The organism is Methyloparacoccus murrellii, from assembly GCF_054657115.1.
Genome location: NZ_BAAHXD010000002.1, coordinates 88,294 through 110,220, shown reverse-complemented (window position 1 = coordinate 110,220; position 21,927 = coordinate 88,294). Strand labels below are relative to the sequence as shown.

20 protein-coding genes and 1 tRNA gene are annotated in these 21,927 nt (G+C 63.8%); 11 read left to right on the top strand and 10 right to left on the bottom strand.

Features of this window, described 5'->3' with window-relative positions:
* The 7 genes from ACYQ1H_RS01085 to ACYQ1H_RS01055 form a co-directional block, all read left to right on the top strand.
* On the top strand, positions 1-764 hold a 764-nt coding region (locus tag ACYQ1H_RS01085), incomplete at its 5' end, for a cupredoxin domain-containing protein (protein ID WP_460026279.1).
* Between the two features lie 26 nt (positions 765-790).
* On the top strand, positions 791-1,243 hold the full coding sequence (locus ACYQ1H_RS01080; protein WP_460026278.1) for a TadE family protein: 453 nt from the start codon (positions 791-793) through the stop codon (positions 1,241-1,243).
* Between the two features lie 170 nt (positions 1,244-1,413).
* The gene (locus ACYQ1H_RS01075; protein WP_460026277.1) at positions 1,414-2,619 is read left to right on the top strand and encodes a CpaE/TadZ family protein; all 1,206 of its coding nucleotides are present in this window, start codon (positions 1,414-1,416) and stop codon (positions 2,617-2,619) included.
* Between the two features lie 3 nt (positions 2,620-2,622).
* The gene (locus tag ACYQ1H_RS01070) at positions 2,623-4,020 is read left to right on the top strand and encodes a TadA family conjugal transfer-associated ATPase (RefSeq protein WP_460026276.1); all 1,398 of its coding nucleotides are present in this window, start codon (positions 2,623-2,625) and stop codon (positions 4,018-4,020) included.
* Positions 4,021-4,075: 55 nt separating this feature from the next.
* The gene (locus tag ACYQ1H_RS01065) at positions 4,076-5,053 is read left to right on the top strand and encodes a type II secretion system F family protein (protein ID WP_460026275.1); all 978 of its coding nucleotides are present in this window, start codon (positions 4,076-4,078) and stop codon (positions 5,051-5,053) included.
* Between the two features lie 12 nt (positions 5,054-5,065).
* A complete protein-coding gene (locus ACYQ1H_RS01060) occupies positions 5,066-6,022 on the top strand; it encodes a type II secretion system F family protein (RefSeq protein ID WP_460026274.1) in 957 nt (318 codons plus the stop codon).
* A 14-nt stretch (positions 6,023-6,036) separates the two neighbouring features.
* Positions 6,037-6,951: a tetratricopeptide repeat protein gene (locus ACYQ1H_RS01055; RefSeq protein ID WP_460026273.1), complete on the top strand. Its 915-nt coding sequence runs from the start codon at positions 6,037-6,039 to the stop codon at positions 6,949-6,951.
* 21 nt (positions 6,952-6,972) lie between these two features.
* On the opposite strand, the gene ACYQ1H_RS01050 is transcribed toward ACYQ1H_RS01055, so the two are convergent.
* Both ACYQ1H_RS01050 and ACYQ1H_RS01045 read right to left on the bottom strand, forming a co-directional pair.
* Positions 6,973-8,451 carry a hypothetical protein gene (locus ACYQ1H_RS01050; RefSeq protein ID WP_460026272.1) on the bottom strand — a complete coding sequence of 493 codons (1,479 nt, stop codon included), beginning with the start codon at positions 8,449-8,451 and terminating at the stop codon, positions 6,973-6,975.
* Between the two features lie 3 nt (positions 8,452-8,454).
* The gene (locus tag ACYQ1H_RS01045) at positions 8,455-9,681 is read right to left on the bottom strand and encodes a glycosyltransferase family 87 protein (protein WP_460026271.1); all 1,227 of its coding nucleotides are present in this window, start codon (positions 9,679-9,681) and stop codon (positions 8,455-8,457) included.
* 465 nt (positions 9,682-10,146) lie between these two features.
* Here ACYQ1H_RS01045 and ACYQ1H_RS01040 point away from each other — a divergent pair, with 465 nt between their 5' ends.
* Positions 10,147-11,613, top strand: coding sequence for a glycoside hydrolase family protein (locus ACYQ1H_RS01040; RefSeq protein WP_460026270.1), 1,467 nt, complete (start codon positions 10,147-10,149; stop codon positions 11,611-11,613).
* A gap of 107 nt (positions 11,614-11,720) precedes the next feature.
* Here ACYQ1H_RS01040 and ACYQ1H_RS01035 read toward each other — a convergent pair whose 3' ends face one another.
* The 3 genes from ACYQ1H_RS01035 to ACYQ1H_RS01025 form a co-directional block, all read right to left on the bottom strand.
* Positions 11,721-12,929 (bottom strand): di-heme oxidoredictase family protein, encoded by a 1,209-nt coding sequence (locus ACYQ1H_RS01035; protein WP_460026269.1) that lies wholly within the window; start codon positions 12,927-12,929, stop codon positions 11,721-11,723.
* Between the two features lie 94 nt (positions 12,930-13,023).
* The gene (locus ACYQ1H_RS01030; RefSeq protein ID WP_460026268.1) at positions 13,024-14,193 is read right to left on the bottom strand and encodes a YncE family protein; all 1,170 of its coding nucleotides are present in this window, start codon (positions 14,191-14,193) and stop codon (positions 13,024-13,026) included.
* Positions 14,194-14,747: 554 nt separating this feature from the next.
* Positions 14,748-14,834: transfer RNA gene (locus ACYQ1H_RS01025), tRNA-Leu, on the bottom strand.
* 184 nt (positions 14,835-15,018) lie between these two features.
* On the opposite strand from ACYQ1H_RS01025, the gene rd reads away from it, so the two are divergent.
* The 3 genes from rd (at position 15,019) to ACYQ1H_RS01010 (ending at position 17,413) form a co-directional block, all read left to right on the top strand.
* Positions 15,019-15,189 (top strand): rubredoxin, encoded by a 171-nt coding sequence (rd, locus tag ACYQ1H_RS01020; RefSeq protein ID WP_460026267.1) that lies wholly within the window; start codon positions 15,019-15,021, stop codon positions 15,187-15,189.
* A gap of 107 nt (positions 15,190-15,296) precedes the next feature.
* Positions 15,297-16,064 carry a hypothetical protein gene (locus tag ACYQ1H_RS01015; protein ID WP_460026266.1) on the top strand — a complete coding sequence of 256 codons (768 nt, stop codon included), beginning with the start codon at positions 15,297-15,299 and terminating at the stop codon, positions 16,062-16,064.
* Between the two features lie 41 nt (positions 16,065-16,105).
* Positions 16,106-17,413 (top strand): AMP-binding protein, encoded by a 1,308-nt coding sequence (locus tag ACYQ1H_RS01010; protein ID WP_460026265.1) that lies wholly within the window; start codon positions 16,106-16,108, stop codon positions 17,411-17,413.
* A 22-nt stretch (positions 17,414-17,435) separates the two neighbouring features.
* Here ACYQ1H_RS01010 and ACYQ1H_RS01005 read toward each other — a convergent pair whose 3' ends face one another.
* From ACYQ1H_RS01005 to ACYQ1H_RS00985, 5 genes are read right to left on the bottom strand one after another with little or no spacing between them, the layout of a single operon-like run.
* Positions 17,436-18,707, bottom strand: a complete 1,272-nt coding sequence (locus ACYQ1H_RS01005) for a cation:proton antiporter (protein ID WP_460026264.1) — start codon at positions 18,705-18,707, stop codon at positions 17,436-17,438.
* A gap of 28 nt (positions 18,708-18,735) precedes the next feature.
* A complete protein-coding gene (gene fabG, locus ACYQ1H_RS01000) occupies positions 18,736-19,455 on the bottom strand; it encodes a 3-oxoacyl-ACP reductase FabG (protein ID WP_460026263.1) in 720 nt (239 codons plus the stop codon).
* Positions 19,452-19,892 carry a hotdog family protein gene (locus ACYQ1H_RS00995; RefSeq protein WP_460026262.1) on the bottom strand — a complete coding sequence of 147 codons (441 nt, stop codon included), beginning with the start codon at positions 19,890-19,892 and terminating at the stop codon, positions 19,452-19,454. Before ACYQ1H_RS00995 ends, fabG begins: the two co-directional genes overlap by 4 nt.
* Complete coding sequence (locus ACYQ1H_RS00990) at positions 19,883-20,683, bottom strand: beta-ketoacyl synthase chain length factor (RefSeq protein WP_460026261.1); 801 nt, start codon at positions 20,681-20,683, stop codon at positions 19,883-19,885. Before ACYQ1H_RS00990 ends, ACYQ1H_RS00995 begins: the two co-directional genes overlap by 10 nt.
* Positions 20,680-21,924, bottom strand: a complete 1,245-nt coding sequence (locus tag ACYQ1H_RS00985) for a beta-ketoacyl-[acyl-carrier-protein] synthase family protein (protein WP_460026260.1) — start codon at positions 21,922-21,924, stop codon at positions 20,680-20,682. The genes ACYQ1H_RS00990 and ACYQ1H_RS00985 overlap by 4 nt, the downstream gene beginning before the upstream one ends.
* Positions 21,925-21,927: the final 3 nt, after the last annotated feature.

The window sequence follows — 21,927 nt, the reverse complement described above, 5'->3', positions numbered from 1 at the left end:
CAAAGATGCCGGACACACCTAACTTGGACGACCATTGTACTTCAAGTCCATCACCACCAAACTGGGGCACGGCGATGTTCAATCCAGGCAGCTATTGTGGGAAGCTTGCACTCGGTGGATCATTGGTGGCAACCTTCAATGCCGGTACTTATGTGTTCTGGGGTGGATTGGATCTTGGAGGTGATGTTGACCTTACCTTCGAAGATAATACTCAAATCATCACCGTGGGGGGGGGCTTGCGTATCGGCAATAGTGCCAAGGTAAAGGGAACAGGTGTTTCCTTCTACAATACATGCCGTAAGCAAGCCGGCGATGACGCGAGCACTTGCCCCATCACAGGACAGATTCCAGCAACGTGTCCGACAGCAAAGCAGGGCAAGAAAACGATCAACTTGTGTGGTTCATTTCAGCCTTTCAGCTTTTCGGGAGGAAATAGGACCATCTCCCTGACTGCCCCAGCGTCGGGGGCGTTCAGGAATATCCTGTTATATTCTGATGTGCCCGGGTATGTGAATGTCATTGAAGGCAGTGCTAAACTGAACGGCGCTGGAATTATCTGTTTGCCCTCTCAGGATCTCTCCGTTTCAGGCGGACCGGAAGCGGGGTTGGTGCTCGACGGGGCCGTCACGGCCAACAGGATTTCTGCCGTGGGAAGCGCCCAGCTGACAGTCTCCAGAAGCAACAGTGTTGCCGACGTGAACGGCCAGCCCTGCCTCCTGAGCACCCAGATGGACGAAGATGAAGATAGGGTTTACTTGCAGTGATGTATCGCCAATATAGCCTATCGACGTTGTCGAAGCGAATCAAGCCGTGCCGTGGAAGGGCCGAACTGGCGTATGGCCAGCGCCAGGCCGGTTTGACCGTGGTCGAAACTGCTTTGGTGCTGCCGCTGGCGTTCATGTTGATCTTCAGTGTGCTGGAATATGGTCGGCTGTTCTGGCTCTACGAGTCGGTCAATTATGCCGCCAACCGGGCGGCCCGCGTTGCTGCGCGGAAGGGGAATGGCGGTGAGGTGGACGAAGCTGCGATCACTGGCATTGTCCGCGCCTTTCCCGGATTGGAATCCGCTATAGTCAATCAAGTCTGGGAGGAGGAGAATCCCAACGAGAGGGGTGGCACGATGTTCGCGGTGACCGTATCGGTTCCCTATACCGCTATCGTGCCGCATCCATTCGTACCCGGAAACATAAGCCGGACATTAACTTCCACAAGCGAGACGGTAATCTTTGGAAAGCCCCCCTGATCGCGATTCCGGCGAATAGTCATGCCACTGAATGTCTGCCGCCATCGTGCCACCAGAGAGCTCCGCTCGTGGCCAATCCGGTCCTTTTCCGGATATCGGGGGGCCTGCCAATCGCATCCGGATAGGCTTTGCCGATTACCGTTGCTGATCACCTACGCCATCGACTGACCATGCCAAGAACCTTCCGCGTCCTGATCACCGGCCATCAGGTCGATCTGCTGCAGAAGATCGCCGAGGCCTTGGCGCCGCTGCGCGAGCTCAAGCTGGATATCAGCCTGCTGCCGCACCACGAGACGGACCCTCTGGGCAAGCCGGGTCCCCTGCCGGATTTGCTGGTGCACTGCCTGAGCGCGCAGGCCGAGCTGGAACTGGGCGCCCTGATCGTTCGTCCGCCCGCGCAGCGGCCGGCGGCGCTGCTGGTGGTCGGCTTGCCCGGAAACAGCGATCTGCATCACATCCGGCTGGCCATGCAGGCCGGCGCCCGCGATTTCATCACCCAGCCGCTGGCCGCCGAGGAACTGCGGCAGGACGTGCACAAGATTCAGGGCGAGCTGGCCAGCGAGTCAGGCAGCGGCGACCATGCGCTGACGGCGTTCCTCAGTCCCAAGGGCGGCGGCGGCGCCTCGACCGTGGCCATGGGCATCGCGCACATGCTGGTGGCGCGTTATCACGTACCGAGCCTGTTGATGGATCTCGATTGCCAGTTCGGCTCGCAGTACCTCAATCTCGACCTGAAGCCGGAAAAGGGCCTGCGCGAGGCGCTGGACGCCGTGGACGCCATCGACGAGGTCGCCCTCAAGGCGTATGTCGCGGCGCATCCCAGCGGCCTGCATGTCATGGGTGCGCTGCCCTCGCAAATCCTGCTGCCGGGCGACGTGACCGAGCGGCAGCTTTACCAGTTGCTGGAAATCCTGATCAGGAACTATGGCCAGATCGTGGTCGATCTGCCCTGCGTGATCGATTCCACCTTCAGCCTGATCATCGAGAAGATGCGCCGCATCGTGCTGGTGGTGCAGCAGGATTTCCAGAACATCCGCAATGGCCAGAAGCTGGTCCGCATCCTGCGCGAGGACTTGCAGGTGACGCCCGACCGCGTCGCCCTGGTCGTCAACCGGTTCGAGGCAAACAACCCCATCAGCCTGCAGGATATCGAGAACGCCTTGCAACTGCGGATCGTGGGTATCGTGCCCAGCGATTTCCGCAGCGTCAACGATGCGGCCAACCTCGGGATACCGCTGCTGGAGCATGCGCCCAAGTCGCCGGTCACCCAGGCCCTGTTGCAGCTGACCGGCTGGATGATGGGCATCAAGCCGGCCGAGGAGACGCCGCCCACCTTTTCCGCGAAGCTGCGGGCCTGGCTGGCCGGCAAGGGGTAGGCCATGGACCTGAAGGAACGTCTGCGCGGCCTGAGAAACGCGGCGACGGCCCCGGTCGAGGCGACGCCAGGGGCTGCCCCGGCGCGGCAGGAGCCGCCAGCCCACTGGAGCGCCCACGAGCGCCTGGTCCTGCGGGGGCTGAACGAATCGGAGCGGGAATGGCAGCTGAAGCTCTATCGGGAACTGATGGAGATGATCGACCTGTCGGTCATGATCGAGCTGGAGCCGGCGGAGGCGCGCCGGCAGATCCGCGACATCGTCCAGCAGCTGTTCGTGAAGCATGCCCTGCCGTTCAACGCCGCCTCGCGCGAGGTCATCACGCGCAGCGTCGAGGACGAAATTCTCGGGCTGGGGCCCCTGGAGCCGTTGCTGGACGACCCCATGGTGACCGACATCCTGGTCAATGGCTCCCAGCAGATCTACGTGGAGCGGCACGGCAAGCTGGAGCTGACGCCGCTGAAGTTCCACGACGACGCGCACCTGATGCGCGTCATCGACCGGATCGTGACCGCGGTCGGCCGGCGCATCGACGAATCCTCGCCGATGGTGGACGCGCGTCTCAAGGACGGTTCGCGGGTCAATGTCATCATCCCGCCGCTGGCCATCGATGGCCCCTGCATGTCCATACGCCGGTTCCCGGCGGAGCGGCTGCGAACCGAGAACCTGATCGCCCTCGGCACCCTTACGCCGGCCATCGCCGAGCTGATGAAGGCCATGGTCCGCGGGCGCCTGAACATCCTCATCTCGGGTGGCACCGGCTCCGGCAAGACGACGATGCTGAACGTGCTGTCCGGCTACATTCCGGTCGACGAGCGTATCGTCACCATCGAGGATGCCGCCGAGTTGCAGTTGCAGCAGCCGCATGTGGTGCGCCTGGAAACGCGGCCGGCCAATGTCGAGGGCAAGGGCGAAATCAAGCAGCGCGAGCTGGTGAAGAACGCCCTGCGCATGCGGCCGGAGCGCATCATCCTGGGCGAAATCCGCGGCGAGGAGGCGTTCGACATGCTGCAGGCGATGAACACCGGCCACGATGGCTCGCTGGCCACCATTCACGCCAACTCTCCCCGCGACGCCCTGGCGCGCCTGGAGAGCATGGTGGCGATGTCCGGCATCGACCTGCCCGCCAAAATGGTGCATGCGCAGATTGCCTCGGCGCTGGATGCCATCATCCAGGTGGCCCGGCTGGAGGACGGCAGCCGGCGCCTGTTGAGCCTGACCGAGGTGCAGGGCATGGAAGCGGATGTCATCACCCTGGCGGAAATCTTCACTTTCGAGCGGCGCGGCCTGGACGACCTGGGCCGGGTGCGGGGCAATATCAGGGCCACCGGCGTGGTGCCGCTGTTCTTCGATCGTCTGCAGCGCCGGGGGATTGCGCCGCCGAACGAGATTTTCAGCCTCTGATGATGCCGCCAGCAAGGGCAGGATACCCGCGGCGGCGGGAACCGCGATCAACCTCATGGACAAGCACGCTCTCGTCATCTTTCTGATTCTGCTGTTCGGTGCGTTCTTCCTGCTGGCGCAGGTGCTGATCGTGCCGAACCAGACCACCAGCCGCCGGGAAATGCAGCGTCTGCGGCATCGCATGGAAGGCCTGGCGCACGAGGAGCCCGCGGGGGTTTCCATGAGCGTGCTGCGGGAGCGCTTCCGGCGCACGCCTTCGCTGCTGGAGCAGGGCCTCGGCTGGATCCCGGGCATGCAGCGGCTGGCCCGTTCGCTTGAGCATCCCAGTCAGTCGATTTCCGGCTATGCCTACATACTGGCCGCCATCCTGCTGTTGCCCACCGGTTTGGTATTGGGCTGGCTGCTGTCCCATTCCATGCCCGTCAGCCTGGCATTGGGCGGCCTGGGGGCGGCGGCGCCCTTCCTGAAGCTCAGGAGCGACCGGCTGAAACGCTTCAACAGGTTCGAGGAGCAGTTGCCGGGGGCGCTGGATGCGACGGTGCGGGCGCTGCTGGCCGGTTACCCGTTCGCCGAGGCACTGCGGCAGGTGGCGCGCGACATGGACGACCCGATTGCCACGGAATTCCGCATGGCCTTCGAGGAGATCAATGCCGGCATCGAGGTGCGCACGGCGCTGAACAACCTGGTCATGCGCATGCCCAGCGTGACACTGATGGCGATGGTGACGACGGTCATGATCCAGCGCGAGAGCGGCGGCAACCTGGCCGAGTCGCTGGTGAAGATCAGCGGCGTCATTCGCGGGCGTTTCAGCTTTCAGCGCCGTTTGAGGACGCTCACGGCGGAAGGGCGGATTTCCGCCTGGGTCATGGGCCTGATGCCATTTGTCATCTTTGGCGGCATCACCCTGCTGCAGCCGGCGATGATCCGGGAGTTCATCAACAATCCCAGTGGGCAGACCATGATCGCCTACGCGCTGGGCTTCATGGGCGTGGGCGTTGTCTGGCTGCGCGTATTGCTGAACCTGAAAGTCTGAGCCGTCGTCCGCATGTCCGCCGAATTCCTGTCCTGGCTGCCGCAATCGTTCACGGGCTGGCTGTTGCTCGGCGTTCAGGTCGTGCTGCTGCAACTGGCGATCTTTCTCTGTCTGTGGGTCTTCCTGCCCCAGGAAAAGCGGCTGGATGATCGCCGGCGGTCGCTGGGTCTGATCGACGAGCCCGGACCATCGACAACCCGGTCCATCGCCCCGAATCTCGCCGAGCAGACATCCTGGGACAAGTTCACGACGATTTTCCTGCCCCGCAACGGCAAGGCCCTGGCCCTGAACTCGCAGCGCCTGCGCCTGGCCGGCTACCGGTCCTCCACGGCCATGGCGAGCTACTTCACGGTGCGCACGACCGCCATGCTGCTGCTGCCACTGCTGGTCATGCTGCTGCCGGCCATGGTGCCGGGGCTGACATTCCGGGAACTGACGCCCTACGCCGGGTTTGCCTTCGTCGTCGGCATGATCATTCCCAGTTACTGCCTGGACAAGATGATCGAGCGGCGCCAGCGGCTGTTGCAGAACGCCGTGCCGGACCTGCTGGATCTGCTGGTGATCTGCACCGAGGCGGGCCTGAGCCTGAATGCGGCGCTGGTCCGCGTCACCCGGGAGCTGGCGGATATCCATCCCGAGTTTGCCGAGGAGATGGCCATCGTCCTGGGCGAGATACGGGCCGGGCTCGACCGGGAGCGCGCCTTGCGGAGCCTGATCGACCGTACCGGACTGGAGGATATAAAGGCCCTGGTGGTGCTGCTGATCCAGAGTATGCGCATGGGTACCAGTGTCGCCGAAACCCTGCGCGTCTATTCCGAGGAGTTCCGCGAGCAGCGCATGCAGAAGGCCGAGGAAGAAGCGGCCAAGCTGGCGACCAAGATGATCTTTCCCATGGTGGTCTGCTTCATGCCGGCCTTCTTCGTGGCCGCCATTGGCCCGGCCATGATCAGTCTGGTGAAGAATTTCTGAAGCGGGAGAGGCTCATGCCCAAGCATTCAGGTCTCCGCTGTGTCTGGACCATCATCCCGGCGATCCTGGCGGGTTGCGTGGCCGGCACGCCGGATGTCAGGACATCGGTCCATTTCGACGGCAACCCGGAGGCTTCGGCCGGGCTGGCAACGTCTCGCGAGGACCTGCCACAGTTGCTGCAGAAGGCCCGGCTGGCGCGCAAGGAACACAGGGACGATGAGGCACTGTATCTGTTCGTGCGGGCTCTCGAACGCGATCCGCTGAATGCCGAAGCCTTGCAGGCAACCGGCGACCTGCACCGGGAGAAAGGCAACCGGGAACTGGCCGAGGTCGCCTACCGGATGCTGATCAAGCGGAATCCGCGTGACCCGGCCGCCCAGGAGGGGCTGGGCCTGTGCCAGCTGAACGATCGCGATTCGGCGGGTGCGCTGGCTGCCTTCCGGGCCGCGATTGCCGCCGATCCCAGGCGCTGGCCGTCGCACAACGCCCTGGGCTTGCTGAGCGACCGCGACGGCCGGCATGCGGAAGCCCAGGGCTATTACCAGCAGGCACTGCGCATCCACCCCGACGATGCCGGTATCCTGACCAACCTGGGTTACTCACGCTATCTGGCCGGTAACTGGCCGGGGGCGATGCAGGCCTACGAGCAGGCCCTGAAAATCGACCCGGCCCATGAAGGCGCCTGGCTGAACAAGGGGCTGCTGCTGGCCCGGCAGCGAGACGACAAGGGCGCACTGGCGGCCTTCCGGCAGGTGATGGATGAAGCCGATGCCTACAATGATCTGGGTTACATCTACATGACCCAGGGCGAACCGGATACCGCCCACGAATATTTTGAAAAGGCCATCCGTACCTCGCCGGCCTATCACACGCTGGCCAACGAGAACCTGCGCCGGCTGCTCAGCGGAGAACTCCCGCACTCGGACTGACAGGCGGGGCCGGGTCCGTATTCACGGCGCGGCGATGCCCGGCAGGGCTTTTGGCGTCGGGCGCGAGATGAACAGCGCGGCTACGTTGTCCTCGTAGAACAGCGCGAAGCGCGGGTCCAGCTTGAGCAGCGAACACAAGGGCTGGTCCCGCTGGGCAATCACCAGGTTTGCACCAAGCAGTTCCGGGTCATCAGCCCATCCGGGTTTGCCGGACCAGGTGCGCAGGGATCGCTCGATGCGTTCGTCGCCGTGCAGGTTGGCCCGGCCATCCAGGCTGACCTTGTGTTCGGGAAATTGCCAGATCAGGTAACCGCCCCAATCGTAATGGTTGTAGAGCGGCCCTTGCAGGCGGTGCAGCCTGGCCACATCGATCGCACGCTGGGGGAAATTGTCCGCTAGCAGCCGGGTCAGCTGAGGATTGTCGACATGACGGATGCGCATGCCGACGCTGGTAACCAGCAGGGTCAGCAAAAGGCTGACCAGCAATTGCGGGCGCGTGAAGCTGGTTTCCCCGGGCTTTGGTCGCGGCAGGGCGGATGCCAGAATCACCAGGGATGGCAGGAGCAGGAACCAGACATCACGCCGTGCGCGGAATGCCAGCACCAGCCCGGTGAGGAACAGGGGAATCAGAAAACCATCCAGTTCGCGCTTTCTGCCCAATACAAAGGCGGCACCGATGGCGACCGCCAACACCACCCAGTCGTCAAAAGACCTGAATGGCATCGCTCGCAGTTCGCCAATGGTCGTGAAAACCCCGGTTTGACCAATGACCTTGAAGAGTTCGAGATAGAGTTCGTGGTAGTAGGGTGTCAGCCAGGTTGCGGCAACCGCCAGCCCGGCGGCAATCCAGACTTTACGATCGATGGCCTTGGCCGGTGCCATGGGCAGCCCTGGTTTCCGTAGCACATGGGCCAGTGCTGGCTCAAGGAGAAACAGACCCAGTACGTAAAGGCCATAGATGAACTGTATGGCCATGCTGGCCCACAGCCAGAACAGAATGGGCAAGAGGTAAAGCCGACCGGTCCGGCCGCTTGAACGGGCTTCCAGCAGCAGATCAAGCTCGATCGTCATGAACAGAATGCTGATCAGCCAGGGGCGCGGGGTTTGGAGCAGACCCGCCATACCTAGAATGCCGAACGCCGTCAGCACAACGAGTGTGCCTGGATCGCGGTTATGGCGCCGGAGCGAAAATAACAATACGCCTGCGATAGGGAACGTCAGGGTGGCGGTGAAGAGGGGCAATCCGACCAGGTCCAGACGGGCATGGAAGAGATACAGAATGATCTCAAAGAGCCAGCTATAGGCTATCCAATTTTTACCTTCCCCATAGGCCGAAAATGGGTCACTGTTGGGTAGATTCCAGTGTTCCAGTATCCATTGGCCGGTCCTGATGTGCCATCCAATGTCCGGATCGAGTATGGATTGCGGTATCAAGGTAAAGCTGGCCGTCAGCACACCGAGCGAACCTAGTAATAACGATCTTCTAACAAGTTCTTCCATGATTCAAACGATATCGCTCGATGGGTGATGATTGCCGGCATGACTCAGGCGTGTTTTTTCGGTGGCTTGGCCTGCCATTATACAGCGTCTGATGGAAATCCAGAGAAGCAACCCGAGCAGAAAAGGGGCGACTGGCCATTCTGTCAGTTTTGCCAATGGAAGGACGAGTATTGGTAGATACCATGCCAGGAAGCAGGTTATCCGCTCCATAGGTAGCCACCCTGACTGACATCCTGATTTGATCACCCATAGTATGGGAAAGGCGAGCCAGGCCAGGTCGTAATCATACAGGTAAGGTGTCGTCAAGAGGCTGGCTGTCATCAGTATGGCTCCCTTCAGGGGAAGGGATACCGAGGTTTTCCATGTCCGGAAGACTGTCAATGCCACCAATGCGCCCAGCAGGCCATGAGCGAGCCAGGCCAGATTGATGGGAAGTCCTGCCCGACGAAGGGTGACAAACACGCTGGGCATCTTGTTCTGGATCAAGCCTCCCCCTTCGATGAGGGTCCGAGCGATATGGAGATTGTCCATGAACGTCTTGAACGTTTCCCAGCCTAGCACATGACTGCTCAGGACAGTAAAGCCGACCGCTGTAATCGCAGCAATGCCAAGTGTCTTCCAAGAGCGGGAGGCGATCAACGAGATGGGAAACAGCACGGCAAGATGAGGCTTGATGATCATCAAGCCTATCAATATTCCGGCAAGCCTGGGACGTCGCTCCATCAGCAGGATAGACAGACCTGCCAATGCCGCAGTCAGAAACCCATTCTGCCCCTGAATCAGGTTTACGAAAAATCCGGGAAAGGCCATCAGGAACAGAATGGGGATCCCCTCGGCAGCTCGGTGCAGGATGAAAAAATATGCTCCGGCCGTTGCGAGCATGAATATCCAGAAGGCGACAGGATAGTCAAGCTTCGATAGTGGCCACAAGATCAGCAGGAAATTTGGCGGGTAGAACCATCCATATCGAGCTTCGACATTGGGTATGGCCAGCCGCTGTACTTCATTCAATCGGCTGGTATCGTAGGCTTCTGTAGCATTCCCTGCTTCAGCCAGTTTAGCGGCTGCCCAGAAGACGGAAAAATCGCCACCCAATGGATTGCCGGAGATGTCAACACGATTATGGGATAGCCAGACCCAGGCCAGGCCGGTCACCAGAAAGGTAATCAGGGTGAGGCGAGCATAGGCAAGCAGCCTCGCCCTCGTGAGCGACATCTCAATGATTGCCAAGGCCGAAATTATAAGTGACTGAGCCTTGGAGATTACTGATGTTGCAGTGGATATCTGACCCGGTAGGTTCCGGTATGCGGATTTGAATATACGAGGCAGCATCATATCCGTGAATACTTGTAGTTTTGGTTTTAATAATAATGGAATATCGCTTCATCAAGTCACCCGCAACGGGAGGCTAAGGCGAATATTGCTGGCATCGGTTCAGGCCGAGCGCGTCTTGCTTTGTGGCGAGCCAGTCCCCGTTTGTTGAGAGGTGAAAAGTGAATCTCCCGACGATCCTGACAATCCAGGATGCAGCCAGGTTGGTGGGTGTGTGCCTCGCGTCACCTGCTGTCATTGACCCGATTGCAAACGGGTGATTTTTCCGTCAGCATGGCGGTGCACTCTCATTTGCAATGCCATGCATCAAGATAAGGGTGACAAAGTGCGGTATCGAAAGACAATAACCCACGGAGCGCATCGATGAAGATCAAGATTGTCATTTCTACCCTTGCAGCCGCTCTGGCTGTCGCCTGCTGTTCCACCACGGTCTCGGCAGCCCCGTTCCAGGGGCGCGTACAGGTTCAGGGCAAGGCGCTGGTGGCGGCCAATGGCCAGCGGTTCATGGTCCGGGGCGTGGCCCTGGCGCCCTTGAATATCAACAACGACTTGCTGGCGGACAACAATTTTGCCTATACGCGGGACAACATCCTGCCCAAGCTACAGGCGCTGCATGTCAATATGGTGCGGGTCTATCAGGTCGACGTGACCAAAGGGCATGACAATGTCATGAATCTGCTCAAGCGGAACGGCATCTATGCGGAGATTTCCATCACCTCCGATACCATCAACGTCAATCGTGTCAATCCGCAGTACACCACGGCGCTGAAAAAGCGCATTCGCCAGGTGATCGACGATTTTGCCAAGTACGACAATGTCCTCAGCTTCTCCGTCGGCAACGAGGTGCTGGACCCGCTCGGCACCTACGCCTATGTCAGCCAGTCGGAGAGCCCCAGGCAGTGCCATACCCCCGAGGATTGCATCGCGCGCACGGTCATGCTGGAGAAACGGGCCGCTTCCATCGAGAAGTCCATGATGCGGGATGCCAAGGCCTATCTGAAGAGCAAGGGCCGGACCATCCCGGTGGGGATCGCCCTGCGGGATGTGCCGACCTCAACCATTCCCGCCAACCTGAACGGTCTGGTGGGCACCGACATCGCGTCGCAATACTATGCCTGCGGGACCAACGTCGCCGAGCGGGCCGATTACATCGGTGCGAATGTCTATCGCTATCAGCAGAACGGCGACATGGGCGCCCTCGACGACTTTGCGCAGGAGGTGGCGAATCTGCCGGTGCCGGTGTACCTGGACGAGGAGGGCACGGTCATCAACAGCAACAAGCCCCATACCCGGGATTGGAAGATCGTCGGTGCGTTTTATGACCGGGACAGCCTGATCAACAATCTCTCCGGCGAGACCGCCTACGAGTTCTTCAACGAATCGAACAACTTCGGGCTGTACTACGACGATGGCGCCAGTCTCCCGGAAACCGCCTGGGGTGGGGCACAAGCCCTGGCCACGCAATTTGCGGCTGTCGAAAACAAGGTCTTGCCACTGCCGGCCAGCAATCCCGCCACGGTGGCTTGTCCCGACAACTTCAATCCCGCCCTTCAGCCAGTCACCAAGGACGCCAGCATCACCGTCATGAACTATGCCGACCGACAGCTCCAGGTGGTACAGAACGGAGATGTCCTGCACAGCCTGCCCCCCGCGATTGCCAACAACAATCCGAGTGTCACGCCGGTCATAGCCGACAGCACCCAGGAATTCTTCATCCTGGATCAATCCAGCAATTGGGCGCTGGTGTGCAAGATTGCCGCCAACCGCCTCAAGGATGGTTCGATCGTGTCGAACAACGTAACCTGGGGCAACGCCTGTAACGTTCGTTAGCGCGGAGAGGCCGACGCACGCAAATGACCCGGGGCATCACCTGGCGGAGCACGCGCAAGGCACGCGGGTCCCGGGTCAAGGTTGATTTTTCGGACAAGGCTGACTGCTCACAGCGAACGCAGGAACTTGAGCAGCCTGGCCTGTTGTCCTTTGGTCAACGCCTTGTATCGCTCGACTACCTTGGACGCGGTTCCCCTGTGCCGTTCTATCGCTTCGGCAAGGGTATGGGCACTACCATCGTGCAGGAATTCACTGCGGATTCTCAGGCCCCACAGCGGCGCGGTTCTCATCTTGTTGCGGGTTGAGGCGGGCCCGTTCTGAACAATGCCATCCCCGGTACCGATATCGTGGAGGAGGAAATCGCTGTATGGGTGAATGGTCTTGCTCCCAAGAGCCGCGGGGACTGCCGAAGCGATGCCTGCCAGGAGCGAACCTGTCCTGGCCGTCGTCAGCGCCGGAACATGGCATACGCCACACCCCACGCTATCGAACAACGTGCTCCCGGCCTTGACTGTCGCTGATCTCTTGAGTCTGGCATCACGAGGTGGCGCCTTTGTCGCCCTGATGAATTCAGCCACCAGCTGGACTTCCCAGCCGTTGCTTTCCGGATCAGCCCGGACATCGTAAGCCGCGAGCGATTGACCATTCGAGGTGATCTCTGTCGGTACCACCGAATTGCTGACGCCCATCTCGCTGTGAAAGGCGTCCCCGCAAAATGACAGCAACGTCGCATGTTGCGATTTCCAGCCAAATCGCCCGACCTTTTTCAGGCCGGGGGCCTCCAGCACGTTGACCATTACGGCTTCGCCTTCAATGTCCCCATGAGTTTCAGTCGCCTGCTTCCGGGCAATCGCGAGCAAGGTCTCGTCCGCGATGGCTTCGACGTAACCCGCTCCCAAGAGGTTGGTTGACAGGCGCTTGACAATCACATTGGCTGCCGATGGCACCGTTTCCTGAATGGAAGGCAGAATGGCCTTCTCATGGAACAGCGATCCACCCGGCAAGTCGAAATAATGCTGGCCATCAAACACGCCGGCACGGGTAACCGTGACTTTGCTATACCCCCCGGGAACCGGGTCGTTATGGCATTCGACGCAGGATTCGCCATTAAAGACGGGCCCCAGCCCCATTTCCGCCGTCCATGTCTTTTCAAAAAAGGAGCGATCATGATTCATGTCGCCCTGGACAACCAGCCCATTGCTACGGTTGTCGAACCCTCTTGCTGCTTGCGTGGCCGACAACGCGGCCGCGCTGTCCAGCATGAAAACCAATGATGACAGGGCCAGCATATGGCCATTAGCGATGACGTTACGCACTTATCGATACCCTAAGCCTACCCGGATTGCCGCACCATGCGGTACAAACTGCCACATGCGCAGCGACTCCCTGACGGCCTGGCCTTGGCCAGGCTCATCTCACGTCGATGACGGAGATCGTTTTATCGTGAACGCTATCGATGAAAACCTTGCCTGTCTTTTTGCTGAAGAGTGCCGAACGCGCTGCCGAGCCGGAGGTGCACACACCAAAGTCGAAGCAGCCATCGGGCAACAGCTTGCCGCTGGTCACGGGCAGGGGACTCCCCGCGACGGTGTTGGTCCTGCCGTCGATAACGGACAAGGTGCCATCGTTGGCGTTGGCGACATACATCTGGTTCTTGGCCTGGTTGACACCAATATCGCCAATAGGCATGGACCCCCATTTTTGGCAGCCAGTCAGCTCAAGCGCCTCGTAGCAATGGGCAGGCTCCTGGGCGCCACTGCCAACCGGCAAGGTTGCCATGACTTTCAGCTTGGCGCCATTGATGATCGAAACCGTCCCATCCTGCCAGTTGGCGACATAGATACGGTTTGTTTTCTCATTGATACCCAAGCCATTCGGTACCGAGCCAACCGGTATCCGGGAACCGATGACCTTATGATTCTTTCCATTGATGACCGTGATATGGTTTTCGACGTAGCTGGCCACATAGACTCGATGACGCTTCTGATCCACGGCAACTTGAATCGGCGTCGAGCCTTGAGTGGCGCACTCGCCGGCCCAGGCATTGCAGTGCGGGGGCTGGGCGCCACCCGTACCAATCGTGATCGTGTCCAGTACAGCGCCCTTCTTGATATCGACCACGGAGACAGAGCCTCCGTGCATGCTGGTGACCCAAGCCTTGCCCAAGGTCTGATCAACGGCGACCTTGACCGCATGGTGGCCTGGGATGCTTATCGAGCCGACAACCTTCCGGGTTTTCCGGTCGACGATTTTCAGTGCCTCATTGCCCATGTCCACAAGCAGAATCTGATCGGCCTTTCGATAATAGGCGAGGCCATTGGCGGCAAAGTCGATATCAATGACATCCTTGACGACGGTCTTCGCCGCATCTAGGACATAGACCTTGCGCTCGTCCGCGCTCGCCTCATAGATTTCACCATCCCAATCGTTCACGCCGCTTGCGAATAAGCCACCGCCGATGGGTATGGCGGTTGCGAATGATGGTGGCAATGACGCCGCTGTTGACGCTGCCGTATACGCCAGGAAAGCTAAAGGCAAGATGTTGGGCAGGCGACGAGAGGTGGTTGGCATTGTTTTCATGCACGTTGTTCCTGAGTTGCATATCGCCCCTGCAAAGCGGGAGGGGCTGAATACCGGAGCATTAATCTAAGGCATGGGGCATGCCAAATATAATTAATTGAAAAACATGATATTTTTGATGTTAGGCAAGGAGAAGACTGCGGCATATCGCCGATCGCACTGCGGCATATGCCTCAATTAAGGTATTCATGATGGATTCGGTGACCGTTTGCCGAGCCTGCCGGGACAGGGTTGGTCGCGTTGCTGCGGCAAGGGCTGGCATGGACGCGGGTTCCGGATGTCGCCGGGCAGTTGATCCGGGGACGATCGCCGGCCGGACTGGATGTTCCCCCGATGCCGAGTGTTCTGGTCAGAGATTGAGCAAACGGAGTCGGCATGCTCGGCCTGGCCGGCGTGCTGGCATCGCTTTGGTCCTCCCCTGAGGGGGCGGCATGCCAACAAGTATCGGGGCCACCATGGGGCGTTGTCATCGGCGACCCCTGAACGAAAAAACCCGCCAAGCCTTGCAGCTCACGGGTTTTATGGATTGCCCAGGATGCCCCGGGACTTTCAATTGGTGCCGGAGGTCGGAATCGAACCGACACTTGGTTGCCCAAACCAGATTTTGAGTCTGGCGCGTCTACCAGTTTCGCCACTCCGGCAGCGAAGCTTGCCATTATAGCGGGTCGGTCAGGCCGTTGCCATCGGCCCGTTCCTGCTGCCATCCGACGTGGCCACCGCGGCGGGGGCGGCTGGCCACCCATGCCGCTTGCTCACGGCTTCACGGCACCGCGGGGTGCACGTAAAATGACCGGTTGATTCCACAACCCCGACACCTGCGACATCATGGCCGACTTCAAGAAATACATCTGCTCCGCCTGTGGCTGGATTTACGACGAGGAACTGGGCGATCCGGATTCCGGCATCGCGCCGGGCACTCGCTTCGAGGACATCCCCGACGACTGGGTCTGTCCGGAATGCGGGGTGGACAAGAGCTATTTCGACTCCCTGGACTGAGGCTTGGGCGCTCGCGCAGCATGGTTCCCCCGCGTGAGTCCTGACGGCCGGTCAGCGTCTCCCCCAGCGCGCTGCCGCCGGGGGCCGGATTCCGGCGGCGGGTATCGATGACATCCCCCATCATCATTATCGGCATGGGCGAGCTGGGCGAACTGTTCGCCCGCGGTCTGCTCAAGCTCGGCTGTCCGGTCGTGCCGGTCCTGCGTGGAACCGATATGGATGCGTTGGCCCGTGCCATCCCGTCCCCGGCATTGGTGCTGGTCGCGGTCGGCGAGAACGATCTGCACCCGCTGCTGTCCGGTTTGCCCCCGGTCTGGCGTCCGCGGCTGGCGCTGCTGCAGAACGAACTGCTGCCACGCGACTGGCAGGCGCATGGGCTGAGCGACCCCACGGTCATCGTGGTGTGGTTCGACAAGAAGAAGGGACGCCTCTTCGTGCCGGTGCTGCCGACACCGGTGGCGGGGCCGCAGGCTGCCCTGATCCGGGAGAGCCTGGACATCATCGACGTGCCCTGCTGGGAAATCCCCCGCGGGGAACTGCTGTACGAGATGGTCCGCAAGAATCTGTACATCCTGACCATCAATATCGCCGGCCTCCGCGCCGGGGGCACCGTGCGCCAGCTCTGGCGCGATCATCGCGCGCTGGCCGCGGCGGTGGCGGCGGAAATTCTCGACATCCAGACCTCGCTGACGCAACAGGCGCTGCCCCGCGACCGGCTCATGGCCGGCATGCTGGAAGGCTTTCTCGGCGATCCCGAGCACATCTGCACGGGCCGCTCGGCGCCCGAGCGTCTCCAGCGCGCGCGCCGCCACGCGCGGGCTGCCGGTCTCGCAACCCCGACGCTGGATGCGATCGCCGCGGATCTCGGGCCCTGACGCCCCGCCGCCGCTCATCGCATTACGCCGGTTCGCAGGCCATGTCGTCGCCATTTGCCCAGGTTCGCGGCCAGACCGTCGGCCGGGACCGGTTTCTGGCCGAAAGCGCCCGGCTGGCGGCGGCTCTGCCAGCCGCCCGCCATGCGATCAACCTGTGCACGGATCGCTACCGTTTCAGCCTGGGACTGGTCGCCTGCCTGCTGCGCGGCGTCATCACCCTGCTGCCCCCCGATCGTAGCCAGAGCCATCTGCAACGGCTCCGCCAGCAGTATCCCGGCGCGCTGCTGCTGGTCGACGAGCCATGCCCGGAGGAGGATGCGCCCGTCTGCCGCGTCGAGCGCCCGCCGGCAGTGTCCGGAACCGATACGACATCGCTGGACCTGCCGGCCGAGCAGCCGGCGGTGATCGCCTTCACCTCCGGCAGCACCGGCCAGCCCCAGCCGCATGCCAAGACCTGGGGCACGCTTGCCGAGAGCGCCCGCCTGATCGACGCCTCGCTGGGCGGCGTCGCCGGGCAGGTTCTGGTGGCCACCGTGCCGCCGCAGCACATGTATGGCCTGGAACTGAGCGTGCTGCTGCCGCTGTGCCGGGATGCCATCCTCTCCGCTGACCGGCCGTTCTATCCGGCCGATATCGCCGCCGCCCTGGCGCAGGTTCCCGCGCCGCGCCGGCTGGTGACGACGCCCATCCATCTGCGGGCGCTGCTGGAGAGCGGCGTGCCGCTGGGGCCGCTGCAAGGACTGGTGTCGGCGACGGCGGCTCTGGATCCGCAGCTGGCCCGGCGTTGCGAGCAGCAATGGGGGGCGCCGCTGCACGAGATTTACGGCTGTACCGAGGCCGGCTCGCTGGCCGGTCGCCGCCCGGCGCGGACGCCGGTCTGGCGCTGGTTCCAGGGCATCCGCGTGCAGCAAGACGCCAGCGGCCGCCACCGGGTACTGGCCGGACATCTGCCGGAACCCGTGGCGCTGGCGGATCAACTGGAAGCGGTCGATGCGACAGGCTTCCGCCTGCTGGGACGCTGCGCCGATCTGGTCAACATCGCCGGCAAGCGCGCCTCGCTGGCGCTCCTCAACCAGACGCTGCTGGACATCGAGGGCGTGGTCGACGGTACGTTCCATCTGCCCGACGCGCGCGAGGCGGTCACCCAGCGCCTGGTGGTGCTGGCCGTGGCGCCGGATGTGGCGGCCGAGGCCATCCGCGCGCGCCTGCGCGCCCAGCTCGACGCGGCGTTCTGGCCCCGGGCGGTATACCGGGTGGCCTCGCTGCCGCGCAACGAGACCGGCAAGCTGTCCCGCGCCGCGCTGGACCGGCTGCTGGCGCAGTGCCAGCGCCAGGCGTCGGGTTCCTGAGGCCGGGGGCTCCGGGTCTGGTTCAGCCCTGCCGCTCGCCGGGCGGCAGCCACAGACGCAACCCCGGCGCCGTCAGCAGCGTGCTGACGATGGCCATCAGTACCAGCATGGTGAAGACCACCGGCGGAATCACCCCGAGGTCATAGCCGAGATTGACGACGATCAGTTCCATCAGCGCCCGCGTGTTCATGAGGATGCCGACGCAGCGGGATTCCGCCGGCGGCAGGCCGCCCAGCCGCGCGGCCAAGTAGCAGCCGCCGAACTTGCCGATCCCTGCGGCCAGCAGCAGGCCGCCGAACCACAGCCACAGCGGCAGGCTGGTCAGGCTGCCGACATCGGTGCGCAGCCCCGTGTAGGTGAAGAAGATCGGCAGGAAGAAAACCGTCAGCAGGTCTGCCACCCGTTCCCGCCAGAAGCGGACCAGCGCCTGCTGGTCGTGCAGCAGCACGCCCGCCAGGAAGCCGCCGAAGATGGCGAAGATGCCCAGCTGGCTGGTCATCAGGGCGGAACCGAAGATGGCCAGCAACAGCAGCGCCAGCAGGTCCTGGGATGGTTCGTCCGCGCTTCGCTGGAACCGCCGCAGCAGACGCAGCAGCAGCGGGCGGGCCAGGCACCAGGAAGCCAGCGCGTAGGCCAGCAGCAGCCCGGTCTGGTGCAGCACCGCTGGCCAGGACGCCTGACCGGCCGCGATGGCGGCCACCAGGGCCAGCAGCACCCAGCCGAGCGCATCGTTTGCCGCCGCCGCGGCGATGGTGATGACACCCAGCCGGCTGCGGGTCAGGCCGAACTCCATCAGGATCCGCCCCAGGATCGGCACCGCCGTGATCGACAGGGCGACGGCCAGGAACAGGCTGTAGGCCAGCGCCGGCAGCCCGGGTGCCAGCCAGGGAGCCGAGACGACACCGAAGGCCAGGCCCAGCGCGAAAGGCAGCACGATGCCGCTGAGGCCGATCCAGAAAGCCAGGCGCCGGTTGGCGCGCTGCCCGAGCTTGGCGAAATCGAACTCCATGCCGACCTGGAACATCAGCAGGATGAGACCGATCTGGCTCATCACCCCGAGCGGCGTGGCATCGACGGAATGGAACAGCCAGCGGGAGACATCGGGCGCTAGGGTCCCGAACAGCGTGGGTCCCAGCAGCAGGCCGGCGACGATTTCGCCGACCCCGCGCGGCTGTCCGAGACGCTGAAACCAGCCCCCGACCAGGCGCGCCGCCAGCAGGATCGCCATCAGTTGCAGCAGCGTGAAGAACAGCAGCGTTTCCAGGGCCTGCTGGCCGGCGGCGGCGGTCGTCATAACGTGGGTGGATGGCGCGGGGCGTTGGTCAACGGATGCCGCCATCGACCGGGAACACTTGCCCGGTGATGTAGGACGCCGCGTCCGACGCCAGGAACGCCACCAGGGCCGCGACTTCCTCGGGCCGGCCGGCGCGCTGCATCGGCACCAGCCGGGCGATGCGTTCGGCCGGGAAGGCGGACTCGCTCATCGGCGAGGCGATGATGCCGGGGGCGACGACGTTGACCAGCACGTTGCGGCTGGCGAGCTCCAGGGCCAGCGACTTGCTGGCGCCGATGAGGCCGGCCTTGGCGGCGGCGTAATTGGTCTGCCCCCGGTTGCCGGTCAGGGCGGCCACCGAGGCGATCGAGATGACGCGGCCCCAGCGCGTGCGCAGCATCGGCAGCAGCAGCGGCTGGGTGACGTTGTAGAAGCCGTGCAGGGAAACGTCGATCACCCGCGCCCACTGGCTCCGGCTCATGCCCGCCAGCGGCGCATCGTCATGGAGCCCGGCATTGTTGACCAGCACCTGGATGGGGTGCTCCTCGGCCAGCCGGCCGAGGATGTCCTGGCAGACCCCGGGATCCGTGACATCGAACTGGACCGCCTCGGCCGATCCGCCCGCCTGCCGGATGGCGTCCACCACGCGCGCCGCCGCATCCCCGTGGCGATGGGCATGCACCAGGACATGCAGGCCCATGCCGGCCAGCGCCTGGCTGATGGCGGCACCCAGCGCGCCGCTGCCGCCGGTCACCAGGGCTCGCCTCATGTGCCGGATTCCGGCACGGGAAAAAACACCGCCAGCCGGCCGCTGGCCAGCAGGTTGCCGTCCGCCGCCAGCCGGAAGTCGTACAGCGTGCTGCCGGCCTGGGCCAGGACCGGGCATACCTCGATGGCCAGTTCCGCCGCAATGCCATCGAGGCGATCGACCGTCCAGCGAAAATCCCTGACCAGGGCCAGCAGGCCGGGTCTGGGCGATCTGTCACCCGTCATCAGGGCGCCATGCACGGCGGCCGCCTGGGCGGCGTATTCGATGGCCGCCGCCACCGGCAGCTGGCCCTCCCGCCGCAGGGGGTTGTCGGATCGCCGATGGCTGCCGGCGGCCGCCTGCAGCCGCCCGGCATGGCAGTCGCCGACGCTGTCCAGCAGCAGCATGCTGCCGGCATGGGGGATCAGGGCGGCAATCTCCGCCGATGTCAGCCGCACGGCTCGACCTCGATCCGCAGCGAGCCGCCCATGCCATGGCCCAGCGACAGCCGTGCCGGCCGCCCGGCGGCGATGGCGGCCAGCAGCGGCAGGCTGCTGGCGGCGGGGTTGTCGGTGCGGAGCTGCTCCAGTGTCGGCCCCGGCAGGCTTTCCGCATGGGCTGGCACGGGCCGGTAGTCCACCGCCAGCCGGGCCAGCCCCGGACCTGCCGGCCCATCCGCCTGGAGCAGCAGGGCGACGGCAAAGGGCTGGGTGATGGGGCGGAACTCGGCGATGGGAAACAGCGGCGGCCAGTCGCAGGCCACCAGCAGCACGGGGCTATCCCCCTCCTGACAACGCAGGCACGCCTCGGCCAGGCCGACCCCGAAGCTGTCATCGTAGCCGCAGAGGCTGTCGGCGGCGGCATGGGAGCCGCTGGCAATGCTCCAGTGGCCCGCCGCGGCGTTGTGGACCGAATTGTGGAAGGCGGTCGGCGACAGACGCCGGTCGGTCCCGGCCAGTTGCTCGAAGATGCCGTGGACCACGTCCACCTCGCCGCCGGACGAGGCGAAGACCGCAGCCACCTGGCCGGCGTCATGCCCGGCCAGCGCCTCGGCGGCGACGTCCAGCGCCAGCCGGGTGACGGTCGTCGCGCGTCGCCGCTCGGTGGCCGGCAATCCCTGGCCGACCGGGCGGGACAGCGGTCCGGGGACATGGGAGGCCGGCTCGCGGAGCGTGTCGCGACAGCCCGGCCAGTCGGGCAGGCCCGGACCGCGCACGCCGATGCCCACGATGCGGACCGGCAGCGTCATGGGTGCCAGCCCAGCAGCAGGCAGGCATTGCTGCCGCCGAAGCCGAAGGCGTTGCTGAGCACGGTGCGCAGCGGCCGGCGTTCCTCCGTCAGCAGAACCCGGCCGACAAACGTCGGATCCACCTGGCGGGTCTGGAGGCTGGGCGGCGCGAACCGCTCCTCCAGGCACAGGCAGGCGACCAGGGCGTTCATGATGCCGGCAGCGCCCAGCGTGTGGCCGATCCAGCCCTTGATCGAGCTGCACGGTCGTCCCGGTCCGAGGACATCCGCCAGCGCCCGGTCTTCGGCGCTGTCGTTGGCGCGCGTGGCGGTCCCGTGCAGCAGGGTGAAGTCGACGTCGTCGGGTTCGCGGCCGGCGCGCAGCAGGCACTGGGCCATGGCCAGGGCCGCCCCCAGGCCCTCGGGATGAGGCGAGGACATGTGGTAGGCATCGGCGCTCTCGCCATGGCCGAGCAGCGCCAGCCCCGGCTCGCCGGGCCGGGCCCGCTCCAGCAGGGCAAAACCGGCCGCCTCGCCGATGGAAATGCCCCGGCGCTGCGCGTCGGCCGGGCGGCAGGGCTCCTCGGCCATCAGGTCCAGGGCATCGAAGCCATACAGGGTGGTCAGGCAGAGGCTGTCGACGCCGCCGACCACGGCCGCGTCGCACCAGCCGGCCGCGAGCATGCGGGCGGCGCTGGCGAACACCTTGGCGCTGGAGGAGCAGGCCGTGGACAGCGTCAGGGTCGGGCCGCGGGTGCCCAGGACCCGACGCACGAAATCGGCCGGCGCGAAGGTGTTCTGGGTTTCCCGGTAGCGGAAGTCCGGCGGCAGCCGGCCGCTGTCGGGATCGCGCCGGCGATAGGCGCGCTCGGTTTCGAGGATGCCGGAGGTGCTGGTGCCCATCACCACGGCGACGCGCTCGGCTCCGTGCCGGCCGATGGCCGCGGCGACCGCCGCGAGGAACCCGTCCTGCTGCAGGGCCAGCCAGGCCAGCCGGTGGTTGCGGGACTCGTGGCGGGCCAGCTCGGCCGGCAGTGGCGCGGTTTCCAGTCCCGCGACGCGGCCGATCCAGGTGGCGAGCCCGGCTCCGGGGAAATCGCAGGGCCGCAGGCCGGAGCGGCGGCCGCGCAGGCCCTCCAGACTCGCCGCCCGGCCCGCGCCCAGCGCGTTGGTCAGGGTGTAATGGCGAATGGCGAGGGGGGAGCCGGGGCGAACCGCGTGGAGTTCCGGGTAACGGGCGCGGAGATCGATGAGGGCGGGCATAAG

Coding starts and splice junctions, on each gene's coding strand:
- ACYQ1H_RS01040 (WP_460026270.1), top strand. CDS start 10,147: ATGAAGATCAAGATTGTCATTTCTACCCTTGCAGCCGCTCTGGCTGTC.
- ACYQ1H_RS00985 (WP_460026260.1), bottom strand. CDS start 21,924: ATGCCCGCCCTCATCGATCTCCGCGCCCGTTACCCGGAACTCCACGCG.
- ACYQ1H_RS01065 (WP_460026275.1), top strand. CDS start 4,076: ATGGACAAGCACGCTCTCGTCATCTTTCTGATTCTGCTGTTCGGTGCG.
- ACYQ1H_RS01070 (WP_460026276.1), top strand. CDS start 2,623: ATGGACCTGAAGGAACGTCTGCGCGGCCTGAGAAACGCGGCGACGGCC.
- ACYQ1H_RS01030 (WP_460026268.1), bottom strand. CDS start 14,193: ATGAAAACAATGCCAACCACCTCTCGTCGCCTGCCCAACATCTTGCCT.
- ACYQ1H_RS01010 (WP_460026265.1), top strand. CDS start 16,106: ATGTCGTCGCCATTTGCCCAGGTTCGCGGCCAGACCGTCGGCCGGGAC.
- ACYQ1H_RS01015 (WP_460026266.1), top strand. CDS start 15,297: ATGACATCCCCCATCATCATTATCGGCATGGGCGAGCTGGGCGAACTG.
- ACYQ1H_RS01050 (WP_460026272.1), bottom strand. CDS start 8,451: ATGGAAGAACTTGTTAGAAGATCGTTATTACTAGGTTCGCTCGGTGTG.
- rd (WP_460026267.1), top strand. CDS start 15,019: ATGGCCGACTTCAAGAAATACATCTGCTCCGCCTGTGGCTGGATTTAC.
- ACYQ1H_RS01005 (WP_460026264.1), bottom strand. CDS start 18,707: ATGACGACCGCCGCCGCCGGCCAGCAGGCCCTGGAAACGCTGCTGTTC.
- ACYQ1H_RS01075 (WP_460026277.1), top strand. CDS start 1,414: ATGCCAAGAACCTTCCGCGTCCTGATCACCGGCCATCAGGTCGATCTG.
- ACYQ1H_RS01060 (WP_460026274.1), top strand. CDS start 5,066: ATGTCCGCCGAATTCCTGTCCTGGCTGCCGCAATCGTTCACGGGCTGG.
- fabG (WP_460026263.1), bottom strand. CDS start 19,455: ATGAGGCGAGCCCTGGTGACCGGCGGCAGCGGCGCGCTGGGTGCCGCC.
- ACYQ1H_RS01055 (WP_460026273.1), top strand. CDS start 6,037: ATGCCCAAGCATTCAGGTCTCCGCTGTGTCTGGACCATCATCCCGGCG.
- ACYQ1H_RS00990 (WP_460026261.1), bottom strand. CDS start 20,683: ATGACGCTGCCGGTCCGCATCGTGGGCATCGGCGTGCGCGGTCCGGGC.